Raw genomic sequence first — 16614 nt, forward strand, 5'->3', positions numbered from 1 at the left:
GGAGCGGGGTACGCGGGACCGGGCACGGGGGCCCCCGAGGGGCTCGCCCAGGGCGCCGGCGGCGGCGCGTCGTCCTGCGGGGAGGTCATGCGTCCGGGCTCCTCGTGTGCGTGGGCGACCGCGCGGCCGGTGCGCCGCTGCTGGTCGGACCCCATCGTGCCACGCGGCGCCCGCCCCGGGACGGGGTCGTCCCGAGGCGTCCCGGGGCCCGCGCGGACGTCACCCGGGTGCGCGCCGCGGGTCGCCACGGGGCGGGCCCCGTCGATGAGAGGATCGTCACCATGAAGGGACGCGTCCTGGTGGTCGACGACGACACCGCTCTGGCCGAGATGATCGGGATCGTGCTGCGCTCCGAGGGGTTCGACCCCGTCTTCTGCGAGGACGGTGACGAGGCGCTCGGCATCTTCCGGCAGTCGCAGCCCGACCTCGTGCTGCTCGACCTCATGCTGCCCGGCAAGGACGGCAACGAGGTCTGCCGGCTCATCCGCGCCGAGTCGGGCGTGCCGATCGTCATGCTGACCGCGAAGAGCGACACGGTCGACGTCGTGCTGGGCCTCGAGTCCGGTGCCGACGACTACATCTCCAAGCCGTTCAAGCCCAAGGAGCTCGTCGCGCGCGTGCGTGCCCGGCTGCGGCGCAGCGACGAGCCGGCGCCCGAGCACCTGGCGATCGGCGACCTGTCGATCGACGTCCCGGGTCACCGTGTCGAGCGTGCCGGGCGGCCGATCGCGCTCACGCCGCTCGAGTTCGACCTGCTCGTGGCGCTCGCGCGCAAGCCGTGGCAGGTCTTCACGCGCGAGGTCCTCCTCGAGAAGGTCTGGGGCTACCGGCACGCGGCGGACACCCGCCTGGTCAACGTCCACGTGCAGCGTCTGCGCTCCAAGATCGAGACCGACCCCGAGCGGCCCGAGATCGTCGTGACCGTGCGCGGCGTCGGCTACAAGGCGGGCGTCGGCGGGACGTGAGCGCGCCGCCCGGACCCGCGCTCGCGCCGCGCCGGGGGGCGTGGCGTCGGCTCGGGCGTGCCCGGGTCGCGCGCCGGCTGCGCGCGCTGACGCTGCGCTGGCGCTCGTCGCTGCAGCTGCGCGTGATCGTGTCGACCCTCGGCCTCGGCCTCGTCGCGCTCGCTCTCCTGGGCGTGTACGTCGGCGACCGCATGAGCGCGGGCCTGTTCGAGGCACGGCGCGACCAGGTGCTGGCCGAGAGCGCACGCAGCACGCAGCAGGCGCAGGACTCGCTGTCGGCGTCCACCGCGAGCACGCCGGCCGACGTCGCGCTGCTGCTCGAGGACGTGACGAACGCGCAGCGGACGGGCGGGTCGGGCGAGCGTGACGTCTTCCTGCTGCGCGCCCCGGGGCAGGCCGGGTTCGGCGTCGGGGCGACCGCGAGCGACCTCACGCTCGTCGAGCTCGTGACCCGCGAGCTCAAGCAGGCGACCGCGGGCGGCGGACAGCAGTGGCAGTCGGTCGCGATCCCCGGGCCGGACGGGGTCGAGCCCGGCATCGTCGTGGGGCAGGACGTGGAGGTGCCGACCGCCGGCACGTACCAGATGTTCTTCCTGTACTCGTTGCAGGCCGAGCAGGACCGTCTCGACTTCCTGCTGCGCACGCTCGGGTTCGCGGCCGTCGCGCTCGTCGCGCTGCTCGGGGGCATGACGTGGCTCGTGACGCGTCGCACCGTGCACCCCGTGCGTCGCGCCGCGCACGTCGCCGAGCGACTCGCCGACGGGCACCTGTCGGAGCGCATGGCCGTGCACGGGCAGGACGAGATGGCGACGCTCGCGCGGTCGTTCAACGAGATGGCGGTGAGCCTGCAGGACCAGATCCACCGCATGGAGGAGCTGTCGACGCTGCAGCGTCGCTTCGTCTCCGACGTCTCGCACGAGCTGCGCACGCCGCTCACGACGATCCGCATGGCCGGTGAGGTGATCCACGGCGCGCGCGACGAGTTCGAGCCCGCCGTCAAACGGTCGGCGGAGCTGCTGGCCACGCAGCTGGACCGCTTCGAGGACCTGCTGGCCGACCTCCTGGAGATCAGCCGGTTCGACGCCGGCGCGGCGGTCCTCGACGCCGAGGGCCGCGACGTGCGAGACATCGTGCTGCAGGCCGTCGACAACGTGATCCCGCTGGCGGCCCGGCGCGGCTCGTGGCTGCAGGTCGAGCTCCCCGACGAGCGCGCCGACGCCGACGTCGACCCGCGCCGCGTCGAGCGTGTGCTGCGCAACCTGCTGGTCAACGGCGTGGAGCACGCCGACGGGTCGACGGTCGAGGTCCGCGTGGGCGTGGACGCGACGGCCGTCGCCGTGACCGTGCGCGACCACGGCGTCGGCATGACGGCCGACGAGGCGCTGCACGTGTTCGACCGCTTCTGGCGGGCCGACCCGGCGCGCGCCCGCACCACGGGCGGCACGGGCCTGGGGCTGGCGATCTCGCTGGAGGACGCGCACCTGCACGGCGGCACGCTCGAGGCGTGGGGCCGCCCCGGCCGGGGCGCCGTGTTCCGGCTGACGCTGCCGCGCCGTGCCGGCATCCGGCTGTCGGGCTCGCCGCTGCCGCTCGTGCCCGGACCGGACGCACCGGCCGTCCCGGACGTCGCACCGCTGCGCAGCACCGACCCGGCGGCGCTGCCCGAGCTGCCCCCCATGACGGGAGAGATCGCGATCGTGAGCAACGCGTCCGACCCGGCCCGCACGGACGTGCGGCTCGACCACGCCCCGCCCGTGCGGAGGCACCCGTGACCCGGCCGCGCGGCGCGGTGCCGTCCGCCGTCCTGGTCGTCGGCGTACTCGTCGGCTGCGCCGCGATCCCGACGTCCGGTCCCGTGACCGAGGGGGACGGCGTCGTCAGCGAGCAGGCGGGCGTGGTGGTGCTCGCCCAGGGTCCGCAGGCGGACGCCGACCCGGTCGCGATCGTCGAGGGGTTCCTGCTCGCGAGCGACGCCGAGGTCACGGGGGACTTCGGGGTGACGCGGCAGTTCCTCGCGGCCGACGAGCGCACCGAGTGGGACCCGGGGGCGGCCACGGTCGTCGCCGCGCGGACCAAGGTCGAGCAGACCGGCGAGGCGCAGGTCACGGTGTCGGTCGACGTGTCCGCCCGGCTGGACGCCGACGGCCGCTACGCCGAGGCCCCCGCCGACGCGCGCGAGACGCTGCGCTACGAGCTCGTGCAGGACGCCCGCGGGGACTGGCGCATCGCGCACGCGCCGGACGGCGTCGTGGTGAGCGCGCGCCGGTTCGAGCAGCAGTTCCGCGCGACGTCGCTCTACTTCCTGTCGCCCGACGAGCGCATGCTCGTGCCCGAGGTGCGGTGGTTCCGCGACCGCAACGTGCCGACGGCCGTGGTGCGCGCGCTGCTGGCGGGCCCGTCGCCGTGGCTGCGGGACGCCGTGACGACCGCGGTGCCCGCCGGGACCGAGCTCAAGCCCGAGGCCGTGACCCTCGAGCAGGGCGGTGTCGCCGAGCTCACGCTGGAACCCGCGCAGGCCGTGCAGGACGCCGACCGCGGGCTGCTCCTGGCCCAGCTCGAGGCGTCGCTGCGTGCGCTCGGGATCACGACCGTGCACGTCCAGGCCGGTGCCTCGGGGGCGCCGCTCGAGGGGCGCGCCGCGGAGCTCGCGACCCCCGACCCCGGTGAGCTGGAGATGCTCGTGGACGGCCGCACGCTCGTGCTCGTCGACGGCGCCCCGGCTCCCGTCGAGGGGGTCGGGCCGGTGCTCGGGACCGCGCCGCAGGCGATCGCCCGCTCGGGCGACGGCTCGGTGCGCGTCGCGCTCGCGGACGCCTCGACGCTCGTCACCGTGCCGACCGGGGGCGCCGAGCAGCGCACGCTCCTCACGGGTGCGGGGCTCGCGGCGCCGTCGGTCGACCGGTTCGGGCGGGTGTGGACGGCGCGCGCCTCGACGCCCGGACGGCTCGACGCGGTGCGCCTCGACGGGACGGTCACGGAGGTGGCCGCCGAGTGGCTGCTCGGGCGCACCGTGCGTGCTGTGCGCGTGTCGCGCGACGCGTCCCGGGTCGCGATCGTGTCGGACGGCACGGACGGCACGACGCTCGACGTCGCCGGCGTCGTGCGCGACGACGACGGCGCACCCGTCGCGCTCGGTCCCGCGCTGCGGGTCGGCGCACCGCTGACCCCGACCGGGCCGGTCGTGTGGGTCGACGACGTGACGCTCGCGGTGCTCTCGGACGGCGACGCGGGTGCCGCGCCGTACCTCGTGACCGTCGCGGGCCGCAGCACGGCGCTGCCGGCGGTGGCCGACGCGGTCGCGCTCGCGGCCGACCGTGGGGAGCGCACGCTCTACGTCGTGACGGCGGACGGTGAGCTGCTGCGGCACCAGGGCGGCACGTGGGTGGCGGTGCCGAAGGTCACCGGGGAGCTCGACGTGACGGGGCTGGCCTTCCCCGGGTGACGGCCCCCTCGACGGGCCCCCTCGACGGGCCCGGAGGCGCGCCCAGCCACCCACCGTCCGGTGTGCCGAGCGGGTCGTCCCGAGGAGGCGTCGTGCGTGCGTGCGGGTCGTCCCGCCTGACGCGACCCTCGGGGCATGGACCTTCCCGCCGCGCCCCTGCCCCGCGGCGCGCCCCGGGACGCCGGGTCGCGACCTGCCCTGCCGGGGCGCCGGGGCGGGCTCGCCCGGCTCGGGCTCGCGGCCGCGGTCGACCTCGTGCGGCTCGTGCTGCCGGTCGCGTGCGCGGGGTGCGGGCTCCCCGACGTGCCGTGGTGCGCCCCGTGCGCCGCGCACCTTCTCGGCCCGCCGCGGCGGTGCGACCACCACGCCGCGCGCCTCGACCTCCTCGAGGGGCGCACGCTGCTGCCTGTGCTCGCGCCGGCGTCGTTCGCCGGCCCGGTGCGTCACGCGGTCACGGCGTGGAAGGACGGCGGTCGCGCCGACCTCGACCGGCCCTTCGCCGCGGCGCTGCGGCGCACGGCCCGCCGCGTGCCGGTGGTGGCGACCGCCGTCCTGGTCGTGGCGGTGCCGTCCTCGCCGGCGGCGCGGCGACGCCGCGGACGGGCGCCGGTCGACGTGCTCGCGGCGGCCGTCGCGGCCGGGCTGCGCGACGTGGGCGTCGACGCGCGGCGCGCCTCGGTCCTCGCGCGCACGGCCGGTCCCGACCTCGCGGGGCTGGGCGCGCGCGCCCGGGGGGCGGCGCTCGCCGGGCGCGTCCGGGTGCGGCGGCCGTCGGGCGTGCCGGGCAGGGACGTCGTGCTCGTCGACGACGTCCTGACCACCGGGGCGACCCTCGCGGCGTGCCGTGCGGCGCTCGTCGCGGCCGGGGCCCGGGTCGTCGGCGCGTACGCCCTGGCCGCGACCCCGCCGCCTTCCCGGGGCACGGTCGGCGCGAGCGCCGCGCCGGCCGCGTCGCACGTGCACGACGACGGCCCGTCGGGATAGCGTGGTGGCCTGGGAACGACGCCGCGAGGCGCCCGTCGCAGCAGTCGAGCGGCGGTGCGTGCGCGCGGAGGAGGTGATGCCGCCCGTGCCCCCGTCGTGGGGCCGCAGACGTACTCGTCCGGGCGGGCGCGCCCGCCCCCGACCTCTCAGGAGGCCCACATGGAGATCGTGGTTGCAGGCCGGCACACCGAGGTGACGACGCGGTACCGCGAGCACCTCGCGAACAAGCTCGCCAAGATCGAGCAGCTGGCCCCCCGCGCGCAGCGCGTCGACGTGCTCGTCTCGCACGAGGCGAGCCACAAGCAGTCGGGCAGCAGCGAGAAGGTCGAGCTCACGGTGATCGACAAGGGGCCCGTCATCCGGGCCGAGGCGTGCGCGGACGACGCGTACGCGGCGCTCGACATCGCGATGGGTCGCCTGCTCGAGCGGCTGCGGCGCGCGCGCGACCGGCGCAAGGACCACCGCAACCACACTCCGCTGACGCCCGTGGACGTGCGTCCGCCGAGCCCGCCGCAGGAGGACACCGACGCGGCGCCCGAGCCCGGGCCGGACGGCGTCGTCGAGACGCCGCTCGGCGACTCGCCCGTGCTGATCCGCGAGAAGGTCCACCAGGCCCAGCCGATGACCGTCGACGACGCGCTGTACGAGATGGAGCTCGTCGGGCACGACTTCTTCCTGTTCGTCGACGCCGAGACCGCGCAGCCGTCGGTGGCCTACCGTCGCCGCGGCTGGAGCTACGGCGTGATCAAGCTCGACGTGCCGGTCGCCACGACGCGGGCCGCCGCGGGCTGACGCACGAGCCGCGTCGCGTGACGTGCGGGGACGGTCGACGACCGTCCCCGCACGTGCGCCCGGTCCCGTGTCGGTGGTGACCGGCAGGATCGGCGCATGACCCGCGTGCCGCCGCCCGAGCAGCTGACGCGCGCGCAGGCCCGGCGGGCCGTGCTGCGCGCCTCCGGTCTGCACCGCCGCCGACCGGAGCGTCCCGTGGTGCCCGGGACGCGCGCGCTCCAGCAGGTCGTCGATCGGCTGGGCCTGCTCCAGATCGACTCCGTGAACGTGCTCGCGCGGGCGCACCTCATGCCGGTGTACGCGCGGGTCGGGCCGTGGGACACGGCGGCCCTCGACCGGGCGACGTCACGCGCGCCGCGGCGGCTCGTCGAGACGTGGGCGCACGAGGCGTCGTTCGTGCCGCCCGCCACGTTCCGGGACCTCGCGTTCCGACGCGCTGCGAGCCGCGCGCGCGTCGAGCGGCGCGGCGACGCGCTGCACGGCGTCCCGATCGGCGACGCGCCCGAGGTCGCCCGCGTGCGCGCGGTGATCGACGAGCGCGGCCCGCTGACGGCGCGCGAGGTGCAGGACGTGCTGGGCGGCGACGGGCGCCGCGCGGAGGCGTGGGGCTGGGCGTGGACCGACGCGAAGCGGGCCCTCGAGCACCTGTTCCTCGTCGGCGAGCTGACCAGCGCGGGGCGCACCGCGCAGTTCGAGCGACGCTACGACCGTCCCGACCGCGTGCTGCCGCCCGACGTCCTCGCCGCGCCGGCGGCGGACGAGCCCACCGCGCGGCGGCGTCTGGTCGAGCAGGCGGCACGCGCGCACGGCGTCGCGAGCGTGCGCTGCCTCGCGGACCACTGGCGCACCGCGCTGGCCCCGACGCGTGGGGTCGTCGACGAGCTGGTCGACGAGGGCGTGCTCGTCCCCGTCGAGGTGCCCGGCTGGCGCGGACCGCTGTACCGTCACCGGGACGCGACGGTGCCTCGACGGGCCGAGGGGCGCACGCTGCTGAGCCCGTTCGACCCTCTCGTCTGGGAGCGCACGCGCACCGAGTCCCTGTTCGGTCTGCGGTACCGCATCGAGATCTACGTGCCTGCGCACGCGCGCGTGTGGGGGTACTACGTGCTGCCGTTCCTGCTCGCCGACCGGCTCGTGGCGCTCGTCGACCTCAAGGCCGACCGCCGCGACGGCGTGCTGCGCGTCCACGCGGCGCACCGGACGCCGGGGGAGGCGAGCGGCACCGACGCGGGCGGTCCGTCGGTCGTCGAGGTCGCGCACGAGCTCGCCGCCGAGCTCTGGCAGGTCGCCCGCTGGCTCGGCCTCGAGGACGTGCGCACCGGGCCGGACGCCGGGGGCGACCTCGTCGTGCCCCTGGCGAGGGCGCTGCGCCCGGCCACGCCCTGAGGGGCGCTCACGCCGGGGGCGTCGCTCGCCTACGATGGTCGGGCCCCGGCCGAGCGGTCGGGTGACATGCGCCGCCCTGACGCAGTGAGCGGACGGGGCGCCAACGACGTCGGGAGAGTTGCGTGACGGCGATCCTCGAGAAGGTCCTCCGGCTGGGCGAGGGGCGGATCCTCAAGAAGCTGTCCGGCATCGCCGCCCAGGTCAACGCGCTGGAGGACAGCTTCCTGTCGCTGTCCGACGCCGAGCTGCGCGAGGAGACCGACCGGTTCCGCGCGCGACTGGCCGAGGGCGAGAAGATCGACGACCTGCTGCCCGAGGCGTTCGCCGCGGTGCGCGAGGCGTCGCGTCGCACGCTCGGGCAGCGGCACTTCGACGTCCAGCTCATGGGTGGCGCCGCGCTGCACCTCGGCAACATCGCCGAGATGAAGACCGGTGAGGGCAAGACCCTCGTCGCCACGGCGCCCGCGTACCTCAACGCGCTCAGCGGCAAGGGCGTGCACGTCGTCACGGTCAACGACTACCTGGCGGGCTACCAGGCCGAGCTCATGGGGCGCGTCTACCGGTTCCTCGGCCTGACGACCGGCACGATCCTGTCGAACCTCACGCCCGCGCAGCGGCGCGAGCAGTACGCGGCCGACATCACGTACGGCACGAACAACGAGTTCGGCTTCGACTACCTGCGCGACAACATGGCGTGGAGCGTCGAGGACCTCGTGCAGCGCGGGCACCACTTCGCGATCGTCGACGAGGTCGACTCGATCCTCATCGACGAGGCGCGCACGCCGCTGATCATCTCGGGCCCCGCGTCGGGCGACGCGAACCGCTGGTACGGCGAGTTCGCCAAGGTCGTGCGCCGCCTCGAGGTCGACCGCGACTACGAGGTCGACGAGAAGAAGCGCACGGTCGGCGTGCTCGAGCCCGGCATCGCCCGGGTCGAGGACTACCTCGGCATCGACAACCTGTACGAGTCGCTGAACACGCCGCTCATCGGGTTCCTCAACAACGCCATCAAGGCCAAGGAGCTGTTCCGCCGCGACAAGGACTACGTCGTGATGAACGGCGAGGTCCTCATCGTCGACGAGCACACGGGCCGCATCCTGGCCGGTCGCCGCTACAACGAGGGCATGCACCAGGCGATCGAGGCGAAGGAGGGCGTGGCCATCAAGGCCGAGAACCAGACGCTCGCCACGATCACGCTGCAGAACTACTTCCGCCTCTACACCAAGCTCGGCGGCATGACCGGTACGGCCGAGACCGAGGCGGCCGAGTTCCAGGGCACCTACAAGCTCGGCGTCGTGCCCATCCCGACCAACCGGGACATGGTCCGCATCGACCAGAAGGACCTCGTCTACAAGAGCGAGGACGGCAAGTTCGACGCGGTCGTCGTGGACATCGTCGAGCGCCACGCCAAGGGGCAGCCGGTCCTGGTCGGCACGACGAGCGTCGAGAAGTCCGAGCTGCTGTCCGCCAAGCTGAAGAAGCAGGGCGTGCCGCACGAGGTCCTCAACGCCAAGCAGCACGCGCGCGAGGCCGCGATCGTGGCCCAGGCCGGACGCAAGGGCGCGGTCACCGTCGCGACGAACATGGCCGGCCGTGGTACCGACATCATGCTCGGCGGCAACGCCGAGTTCACCGCGATCGCCGAGATGGCGTCGCGCGGGCTCGACCCGGCCGAGAACGCCGAGGAGTACGAGGCCGTGTGGCCCGAGGTCCTGGAGAAGGCCAAGGCGGCCGTCGCGGCCGAGCACGAGGAGGTCACCGAGCTCGGCGGCCTGTACGTGCTGGGCACGGAGCGTCACGAGTCCCGCCGCATCGACAACCAGCTGCGTGGTCGCTCGGGGCGTCAGGGCGACCCGGGCGAGTCGCGGTTCTACCTGTCGATGCAGGACGACCTCATGCGCCTGTTCAACTCGGGGCTGGCCGAGTCGATGATGACGCGCGCCGGGTTCCCCGAGGACATGCCGCTGGAGTCGAAGATCGTCACGCGCGGCATCCAGTCCGCGCAGTCGCAGGTCGAGGCCCGCAACTTCGAGATCCGCAAGAACGTCCTCAAGTACGACGACGTGATGTCCCGTCAGCGCGAGGTCATCTACGACCAGCGTCGGCGGGTCCTGGAGGGCGAGGACCTGCAGGACCAGGTCGCGCACTTCCGGACCGACGTGCTGACGGACTACGTCGCGATCGCGACCGCCGAGGGCCGCCCCGAGGACTGGGACCTCGAGGCGCTCTGGACGACCCTGCGCGGCGTGTTCCCGATCACGATCACGCCCGAGGAGGTCGTGGAGCAGGCGGGCGGCGCGACGCGGCTGTCGACCGAGCTCATCACGCGCGAGGTGCTCTCGGACGCCGAGCACGCCTACGCGGAGCGTGAGGCGCAGCTCGGCGAGGCCAACATGCGTCAGCTGGAGCGGCGCGTCGTCCTGTCGGTGCTCGACCGCAAGTGGCGCGAGCACCTCTACGAGATGGACTACCTCAAGGAGGGCATCGGGCTGCGCGCCATGGCGCAGCGCGACCCGCTCGTGGAGTACCAGCGCGAGGGCTTCCAGCTCTTCAACGCGATGACCGACGCCATCAAGGAGGAGTCGGTCCAGTTCCTGTACAACCTCGAGGTGCAGGTCCAGCCGACCGGCGACGCGGCCACGGCCGACGCGGCCGGCAACGGTGCGCCGGTGATCAGCGCCGACTCGGCCGCGCTCGCGGCGGGTTCGGCCGGTGCGGCGGCAGCCGCGGCCCGCTCGGGCGAGACCACGGAGGGCCGGCTTGTCGCCAAGGGCCTCGACGGCCCCGCCGAGAAGACGCCGCTGCAGTACACGGCGCCGTCCTCCGACGGTGACGGCGGCGTCGTCACCTCGGCGGAGGACGGTGCGGCGCCGCGCGCCGGGTCGTCCGGCGACGGCAACCGCGCCGACCGGCGCAAGAAGGCCAAGGACCAGCGCAAGCGCTGAGCCCACTCACGACGACACCCCGTCGCGGACCTCGTCCGGGGCGGGGTGTCGTCGTCTCCGGCCGCCCTCGTGCTCACCCGATGTCGAGCGTGGTGACGCGCCACGACCCGCGGTGCGCCTCGATCCGGAGCGCGACGGCCCGCACGCGCACGCCGTCGTCGACCACGAGGCACGCCTCGGCGGCGTGCGTGTCGACGGGGCAGACGCGCACGCGGCGGGCCGTCGGCCGGCGAGCGTGGGTGAGCACGCCCGCACGGCGCACGAGCTCGGCGCGGCGCTGCAGCGAGTCGAGCACGCCGGGGGCGACCCAGCGCGCGAGCTGGGCCGCGGGCCGTCGACCCAGTGCCGCCTCGACGCAGGCGATGCCGACGCCGTGCGCGAACCCGCGCGGGTCCGTGGTGGGGGCGTCGCCCCGGTCGTCGTCGTCGGTGACGAGCGACCGGTCGACGACCGACAGCAGGCGCGCCCGCTCGCCGAGCAGCGGTGGGACGCTCGCCGGCTGAGTCGGAGCGACCGGGGCGGGGTCGAACGCGGGCACGAGACGCAGCCGTGGCCGGGTCGTCTCGACGCGGCCGGGTCGGGCGGGCGCGGGTCGCGCAGCCGTGGCGGCACGTGTCGTCGGCGCGGTTCGCGCGCCGGGCTGCCGACGTGCGGCGTCGAGCACGGTGAGGGCCTCCTCGAGCGGCGTCGACAGGTCGTCGCGGGGGAGCGTCGTCATCGCGCACCGTCCGTGAGCGTCGCGGGGACCTGCAGGAGCTGCCCGGGCTGCACGACGTCGGGGTCGGCGCCGATGACCGACGCGTTGGCCTCGTACCAGCGGGGCCACGCGTCGGCGATCTGCGCGTCCGTCGCGTCGGGACCGAGGTGACGCGCGGCGATGCCCCAGAGGGTGTCCCCGGCCTCGACGACCACGGTCGCGCCCGTAGCGGTGCTCGTGGGCGACGCCGGCGGCGCGGTCGCGGGCGCCGGTGCGCCCGCGGGTGGGGCCGACGCCGGCTGCGGGAGCGACGCCGGGGACGGGGGACCGGTCGGCCCGGCGGTCGTGGCACCGAGCACGCGGGCGCCGGCCGGCGGTGCGTCGGCGGACTGCGCGTCGGCGGGCTGCGCATCGGCGGCAGGCGCACTCGTGGCGGTCGGTGCGGCAGGGGGTGTCGACGAGGCCGGTGCGGCTGGTGCTGGTGAGGTGGCCGGTGCCGCGGCAGGTGCCGGTGCCGCGTCCGGCACGTGTGCGGCGTCGTGCTGCGCGGGACCGGCCGCATCGGGGTCCTCGGCGACGTCGGCGGAGTCGGTGGCTCGTGCCGACGTCGTCGGGGCCCAGCCGAGGTCGACCACCGCGACGGGCTCGACGGTCACGGGCGTCGCCTGGGCCCCCACGGCCGTGCCGAGACCCACACCGGCCGCGACGGCGACCGTCAGCGCGCGCCGCACGACGCCGGGGGCCCAGCGCTGCACCGCGCGCTCGCCGCCGTGCCAGGGGCCCCCGGCCACCCGTGCCAGCCCGCAGGTCGCGGCGACGAGCGAGGACAGGCCGAGCCAGGCGGTCGCGCACGTGCCCAGGCCGACCAGCGCGGGTGCGACGACGGACTCCACGCGCCACAGGCGCGTCGTCCTCACATGGTCGACGGACCACCAGCCGAGCGCCAGCGCGGCCAGCAGTGCGCCCACGCCCAGCAGCAGAAGGGCGGTCGTGGTGACCGCCGGACGGCGGGCGCCCGATCGGGTGGGTCTCGTCGCGTCATCCACGTCGTTGCTCCCTGATGATGCAGTTTGATGTCGTTTGATGAAACGTGATGCACATAGGTGTAGCCCACGGTGGGTGATATGTCCAGTAGGGTCGCGCTCCGTGACGAGCGACGCACGGGCCCCGCGCCCGCTCCCCGGGCGCTGGGAGCAGCTCTTCGCCGACCTCGAGGCGCAGCTCGCGGCCGGTCGCGCGGCCGACGCCCGGTGGGACGTCGCCGAGCTCACGCGCGCCGAGCGCTCACGCGTCGGCCTCGTCGACCGGCTGCGCGCCACCGTCGGCGCGCGCGTGCGCGTGGTGACCGGGCCCGGCGCGGCGGTGGAGGGTCTGCTCGTGGACGCCGCGGCCGAGTGGCTGCTGCTGGACGTCGGAGGCGCGCGGCGGGCGGTGGTCCCGGTGGCCGCGATCCAGGTCGTCGACGGGCTGGGTGCCCGGGTCGCGCCGCCCGCGCGCCGGCTGGAGTCGGCTCTCGGGCTCGGTCACGTGCTGCGCGCGCTGGTCCGCGACCGCGTGGTCGCGACGGTGCGGACGTCCGCGGGCGAGCACGTCGGCCGCCTCGAGCGCGTCGGCGCCGACCACGTCGAGATCGCGCTCGACTCGCCCCCGGGAAGGACGGCCGTCATCCCGTTCGCCGCGTTGCACGCGGTGGTGTCGAGGTGACCGCCCGGCGTACCGGCCGCGGCCGGCCGCTCACCGTGCCCGTGCGGTCCGGACGCGTGCCGTCCGGGTCAGACGGTCCCGTCGGAGGTCGCGCCCTGCGCGTTGCGCGCGCGGGTCTCGGCGTACATCCGCTCGATGTAGCGCTCGAGCTCGGACGCCTCGACGCGCCACTGCATCCGTCCGCCGATCTGGATCGCGGGCAGCTCGCCCGAGCGCACGAGGGCGTACGCCTGCGGGGCCGAGACGTTGAGGATCTCGGACACGTCGGCGAGCGTCAGGAACCGCGGGGCCATGCTCGAAGTCTCGCACGGCCGCCTCGGCGACGGCAGTTGTCCACAGGTCCGGCGACGAGCCCGCCGTCGGGCCTCGTGGCGCGACACACTCGACCCGTGCGCGGCGGCGGCGACCAGCACGTCCGCACGCGCCGTGCGGCCGGCCTCCGTGTCGGTGCCGCCGCACCGTGAGCCCGACCGCACCCTGATCCTGACCGCACCGTGAGCCCGACCGACCAGGAGCCCCCGTGGACACCTCCGTGCTCGACCTCCCCGCTCCCACCGCCGCGCGCGTGCGCCGGCCGGGTTGGCGCGACCCGCGCCTGCTCGTCGGGGTCGCACTGATCGCGGGGTCGGTCGCCCTCGGCAGCTGGGTGGTCACCGACGCGCAGCGCACCGTGCCGGTGTACGTCGCGCGCGACACGCTCGTGCCGGGCGGCGGGCTCACGTCGGCCGCGCTCGTCGTCGCGGACGTCCGCCTGGGGGAGCGCGCCGACGGCTACCTGCGCGCCGACTCGCCGCTGCCGGACGACGCGGTGCTGCTGCGCACCGTGGGTGCGGGCGAGCTGGTCCCGGCGGCCGCCGTGGGCGCCGCGAGCGACCTCGGGGTGCGGGCCGTGCCGGTCCCCCTCTCGGGCGCCGCACCCACCGGCCTGGGCGCGGGGTCACGTGTCGACCTGTGGTGGTCGCCCGCCGACGTCGAACGGACCGGGCAGGTCGTCCCGCGGCAGCTGGCGGCGGGGCTCACGGTGGCCGAGCTCAGCTCGCCCGACGGTGCGTTCGCCGGGGGAGGGTCCCGGACGGTCCACGTGCTCGTGCCGGAGGGCGACCTGCCGGCCGTGCTGGGCGCGCTGTCGAGCGAGGGCACGGTGGGCGTCGTCCCCGTGCCGGGGGGCTGACGTGGGCGTCGGGGTGCTGTGCGCGGTGCAGGGCGCCGCGGAGTCGGCGATCGTCCAGGCGGTCGAGGGGTCGGGCGGCCGGTTGTCGGTGACGCGCAGGTGCGCCGACCTCACCGAGCTGCTGGCCGCGGCGGAGGCCGGTCTCGGCGGTCTCGCGGTGGTGTCGGGCGACCTCGACCGCCTCGACCGCGAGGCGGTGGCCGTGCTCCACCGGTGCGGCGTGCGGGTCGTCGGGCTGGGGGACCCGGCGCGACCCTGGCTGGCCGAGCGGCTCGAGGCGCACGGCGCCGACCTCGTCGTCGACGTCACCGGCGACGACGACGGCCCCGACGTCGTCCGCGAGGCGCTCGCGGTCCTCGGGGACGGACCGCCGCCGGTCGTCGAGCCCGCACCGGTCGGCACGACGCGGCGCGGCGCCACGGTCGCCGTCTGGGGGCCGACGGGCGCCCCGGGACGGACCTTCGTGGCGGTGAACCTCGCGGCCGAGCTGGCGGCGCTCGGGCGGTCGACGCTGCTGGTGGACGCCGACACCTACGGCGGGGTCGTGGCGCAGGTCCTCGGGGTGCTCGACGAGGCGCCCGGCCTGGCCGCCGCGGCCCGCGCGGCCGGTCAGGGCGCGCTCGACCTCACGACGCTCGCGCGCCTCGCGCCCGTCGTGCTGCCCGACCTGCGTCTGCTCTCGGGGATCTCGCGGGCCGACCGCTGGCCCGAGCTGCCGGGCAGCTCGCTCGAGCTCGTCCTGTCCCAGGCCCGGGCGCTCGCCGACGTGACGGTCGTCGACACGGGCTTCTGCCTCGAGCAGGACGAGGTGCTCAGCTACGACACGCGTGCCCCCGCGCGCAACGCGGCCACGCTCACCGCCCTGGAGCAGGCCGACCTCGTCGTCGTGGTGGGCGCCGCCGACCCCGTGGGCGTCCAGCGCCTCGTGCGCGCGCTCGCGGACGCGGCCGACGCGGGGCTCGCGCTCGCACGCCGCGTCGTGGTGAACCGGGTGCGCCCGACCGTCGCCGGCGCGCGCCCCGGCGAGGCCGTCGCGGCGGCGCTCGCGCGGTACGCCGGGGTCGAGGACGTCGTCCTGGTGCCCGAGGACCGCGCGGCCGTCGACGCGGCGATGCTCGAGGGTCGTGCGCTGCGCGAGGTCGCCCCGGGGTCGCCCGCGCGCCGGAGCCTGGGTGCGCTCGCGGCCGAGGTGGCCGCCGGACTGGCCGTCGACGCGCCGGTGGGGCGCGTCCCGGTCGTCTGACGGCGTGGCGGCGGCACACTGGACCCGTGCGCGTCTACCTGCCCGTGACCCTCGACGAGCTGCAGCACGGGTCGCCCGTGCTCCTGACCCCCCGCGTGGTCCACGCGGTGACGCCGCTGCTGCGCGCGACCTGGCCGGAGGAGGACGAGGAGGGCTGGGAGTACGCGGCGCAGGCGGGTGCGGCGGACGACTCGCTCGTGCGTGTCGCGGGACGCCCCGAGGCGCCGCCGTTGCGCGTCGTGGTGGCGGCCGACGTGCCCGAGGCCGCGGTGCGGCCCCTCGCGGACGCCGCCGTGCCGTCGGCCGTCCAGCTCGTCTCCGACGTCGACCTCGCGGCGGTCGTCAGCGTGCACGTCGACGAGCCCGAGGCGGCCCCCGACGTGCGGGCCGTGGTGGAGGGCGACGAGTCGGCGATCGAGCGCCTCGAGGAGCGCGACCTGCTCTGGTACGACGTCTCCGAGGTCGCGGACATCCCGTCGGTGTGACCGTCGGCGAGGGTGCGTGGTGCAGTGCGTGGCACGGCGGGTGGGTCAGTGATCCTCGCCACCCGGAGCCGGTTGGACCGCGCGGCCCTCGCTCGGGTAATGTTCACGGCCGGTGCGGGACCGCGAGTCGCGCACCACGGTGCTGTGCGTCCCGTATCGGGGCAGGTCACAGCCCTTGGGGTATGGTGTAATTGGCAGCACGACTGATTCTGGTTCAGTTAGTCTAGGTTCGAGTCCTGGTACCCCAGCGCCGCACGGACGAGTTTCGACTCGGACGTGCAGCACGAGCGCGTCCGTCCTGGTGGCGGTTCCGCGGTCCGAGGCGAGTTTCGACTCGCGGAGGACATCGGGTAGAGTGCTCACTCGGCACACGGCCTTCGGGACGTGAGCAAGGCCCCCGTTGTGTAGCGGCCTAGCACGCCGCCCTCTCACGGCGGTAGCGCCGGTTCGAATCCGGTCGGGGGTACGGTCGAAGGCCCGGTCACCACAGGTGACCGGGCCTTCTTCGTCTCCGGGCGACCGGCGTCCTGCGTGCCCGAGCATCCCCTGTGCCCTCGTCGTGGCCGTGTCGACGCGTCGACCCGCCGTCGAGTGGCGTGGTCCCGTGCGGTGCTGGCCCGGTCCTGTCCCGCAGGGAGGTCGTCCCGGCGGCCCTCGCGGCCCCGGCGCGACCCGGGGTCCGTGCGTGACGACGTCGGTGCGCGCTGGAACCTCGGCGAGCTCTTCCTGTCGAGCGGTCGGCGTGACGACGAGGCCCCGCCGGGGCGGCCGACGAGGTCGGGGCCGCCCCGGCGGGGCTC

At 75.7% G+C, this 16614-nt stretch carries 14 protein-coding genes and 2 tRNA genes; 13 read left to right on the forward strand and 3 right to left on the reverse strand.

Features of this window, described 5'->3' with window-relative positions:
- Positions 1 to 281: 281 nt before the first annotated feature.
- The 7 genes from mtrA to secA all read left to right on the forward strand — a co-directional run bounded on the left by mtrA (position 282) and on the right by secA (position 10514).
- A complete protein-coding gene (gene mtrA / locus ATM99_RS18235; RefSeq protein WP_062104217.1) occupies positions 282 to 965 on the forward strand; it encodes an MtrAB system response regulator MtrA in 684 nt (227 codons plus the stop codon).
- Positions 962 to 2737 (forward strand): MtrAB system histidine kinase MtrB, encoded by a 1776-nt coding sequence (mtrB, locus tag ATM99_RS18240; protein ID WP_082660057.1) that lies wholly within the window; start codon positions 962 to 964, stop codon positions 2735 to 2737. The genes mtrA and mtrB overlap by 4 nt, the downstream gene beginning before the upstream one ends.
- Complete coding sequence (locus tag ATM99_RS18245) at positions 2734 to 4407, forward strand: LpqB family beta-propeller domain-containing protein (RefSeq protein ID WP_062104218.1); 1674 nt, start codon at positions 2734 to 2736, stop codon at positions 4405 to 4407. Before mtrB ends, ATM99_RS18245 begins: the two co-directional genes overlap by 4 nt.
- Positions 4408 to 4542: 135 nt before the next feature.
- Positions 4543 to 5391: a phosphoribosyltransferase family protein gene (locus ATM99_RS18250; RefSeq protein ID WP_082660059.1), complete on the forward strand. Its 849-nt coding sequence runs from the start codon at positions 4543 to 4545 to the stop codon at positions 5389 to 5391.
- Positions 5392 to 5550: 159 nt separating this feature from the next.
- Positions 5551 to 6183, forward strand: a complete 633-nt coding sequence (gene hpf / locus ATM99_RS18255; RefSeq protein WP_062104220.1) for a ribosome hibernation-promoting factor, HPF/YfiA family — start codon at positions 5551 to 5553, stop codon at positions 6181 to 6183.
- 96 nt (positions 6184 to 6279) lie between these two features.
- Positions 6280 to 7569, forward strand: a complete 1290-nt coding sequence (locus tag ATM99_RS18260; RefSeq protein ID WP_062104223.1) for a winged helix-turn-helix domain-containing protein — start codon at positions 6280 to 6282, stop codon at positions 7567 to 7569.
- Positions 7570 to 7691: 122 nt separating this feature from the next.
- On the forward strand, positions 7692 to 10514 hold the full coding sequence (gene secA, locus ATM99_RS18265; RefSeq protein ID WP_062104225.1) for a preprotein translocase subunit SecA: 2823 nt from the start codon (positions 7692 to 7694) through the stop codon (positions 10512 to 10514).
- 73 nt (positions 10515 to 10587) lie between these two features.
- Here the strand turns inward: secA and ATM99_RS18270 are convergent, their stop codons facing one another.
- Together ATM99_RS18270 and ATM99_RS18275 are read right to left on the reverse strand one after the other, a co-directional pair.
- Positions 10588 to 11232: an Rv3235 family protein gene (locus ATM99_RS18270; protein WP_062104227.1), complete on the reverse strand. Its 645-nt coding sequence runs from the start codon at positions 11230 to 11232 to the stop codon at positions 10588 to 10590.
- A complete protein-coding gene (locus ATM99_RS18275) occupies positions 11229 to 12179 on the reverse strand; it encodes a LysM peptidoglycan-binding domain-containing protein (protein ID WP_062104229.1) in 951 nt (316 codons plus the stop codon). The genes ATM99_RS18270 and ATM99_RS18275 overlap by 4 nt, the downstream gene beginning before the upstream one ends.
- Before the next feature lie 178 nt (positions 12180 to 12357).
- Here ATM99_RS18275 and ATM99_RS18280 point away from each other — a divergent pair, with 178 nt between their 5' ends.
- On the forward strand, positions 12358 to 12915 hold the full coding sequence (locus ATM99_RS18280; RefSeq protein WP_062104231.1) for a hypothetical protein: 558 nt from the start codon (positions 12358 to 12360) through the stop codon (positions 12913 to 12915).
- A 68-nt stretch (positions 12916 to 12983) separates the two neighbouring features.
- Here the strand turns inward: ATM99_RS18280 and ATM99_RS18285 are convergent, their stop codons facing one another.
- Entirely contained in the window at positions 12984 to 13208 is a 225-nt protein-coding gene (locus ATM99_RS18285; protein ID WP_062104233.1) for a helix-turn-helix domain-containing protein, read from the reverse strand.
- Positions 13209 to 13435: 227 nt separating this feature from the next.
- On the opposite strand from ATM99_RS18285, the gene ATM99_RS18290 reads away from it, so the two are divergent.
- The 5 genes from ATM99_RS18290 (at position 13436) to ATM99_RS18310 (ending at position 16280) form a co-directional block, all read left to right on the forward strand.
- Entirely contained in the window at positions 13436 to 14086 is a 651-nt protein-coding gene (locus ATM99_RS18290; RefSeq protein ID WP_062104235.1) for a hypothetical protein, read from the forward strand.
- A gap of 1 nt (position 14087) precedes the next feature.
- A complete protein-coding gene (locus tag ATM99_RS18295) occupies positions 14088 to 15329 on the forward strand; it encodes a tyrosine-protein kinase family protein (RefSeq protein WP_062104238.1) in 1242 nt (413 codons plus the stop codon).
- Positions 15330 to 15355: 26 nt separating this feature from the next.
- Positions 15356 to 15814: a hypothetical protein gene (locus ATM99_RS18300; RefSeq protein WP_062104073.1), complete on the forward strand. Its 459-nt coding sequence runs from the start codon at positions 15356 to 15358 to the stop codon at positions 15812 to 15814.
- Between the two features lie 176 nt (positions 15815 to 15990).
- Positions 15991 to 16062 (forward strand) — tRNA-Gln (locus ATM99_RS18305).
- 145 nt (positions 16063 to 16207) lie between these two features.
- Positions 16208 to 16280: transfer RNA gene (locus ATM99_RS18310), tRNA-Glu, on the forward strand.
- The last annotated feature ends 334 nt before the right edge of the window (positions 16281 to 16614 follow it).

This window comes from Cellulomonas sp. B6, assembly GCF_001462455.1.
Taxonomy (GTDB): domain Bacteria; phylum Actinomycetota; class Actinomycetes; order Actinomycetales; family Cellulomonadaceae; genus Cellulomonas.

Coding starts and splice junctions, on each gene's coding strand:
- ATM99_RS18270 (WP_062104227.1), bottom strand. CDS start 11,232: ATGACGACGCTCCCCCGCGACGACCTGTCGACGCCGCTCGAGGAGGCC.
- ATM99_RS18260 (WP_062104223.1), top strand. CDS start 6,280: ATGACCCGCGTGCCGCCGCCCGAGCAGCTGACGCGCGCGCAGGCCCGG.
- mtrA (WP_062104217.1), top strand. CDS start 282: ATGAAGGGACGCGTCCTGGTGGTCGACGACGACACCGCTCTGGCCGAG.
- hpf (WP_062104220.1), top strand. CDS start 5,551: ATGGAGATCGTGGTTGCAGGCCGGCACACCGAGGTGACGACGCGGTAC.
- ATM99_RS18250 (WP_082660059.1), top strand. CDS start 4,543: ATGGACCTTCCCGCCGCGCCCCTGCCCCGCGGCGCGCCCCGGGACGCC.
- ATM99_RS18285 (WP_062104233.1), bottom strand. CDS start 13,208: ATGGCCCCGCGGTTCCTGACGCTCGCCGACGTGTCCGAGATCCTCAAC.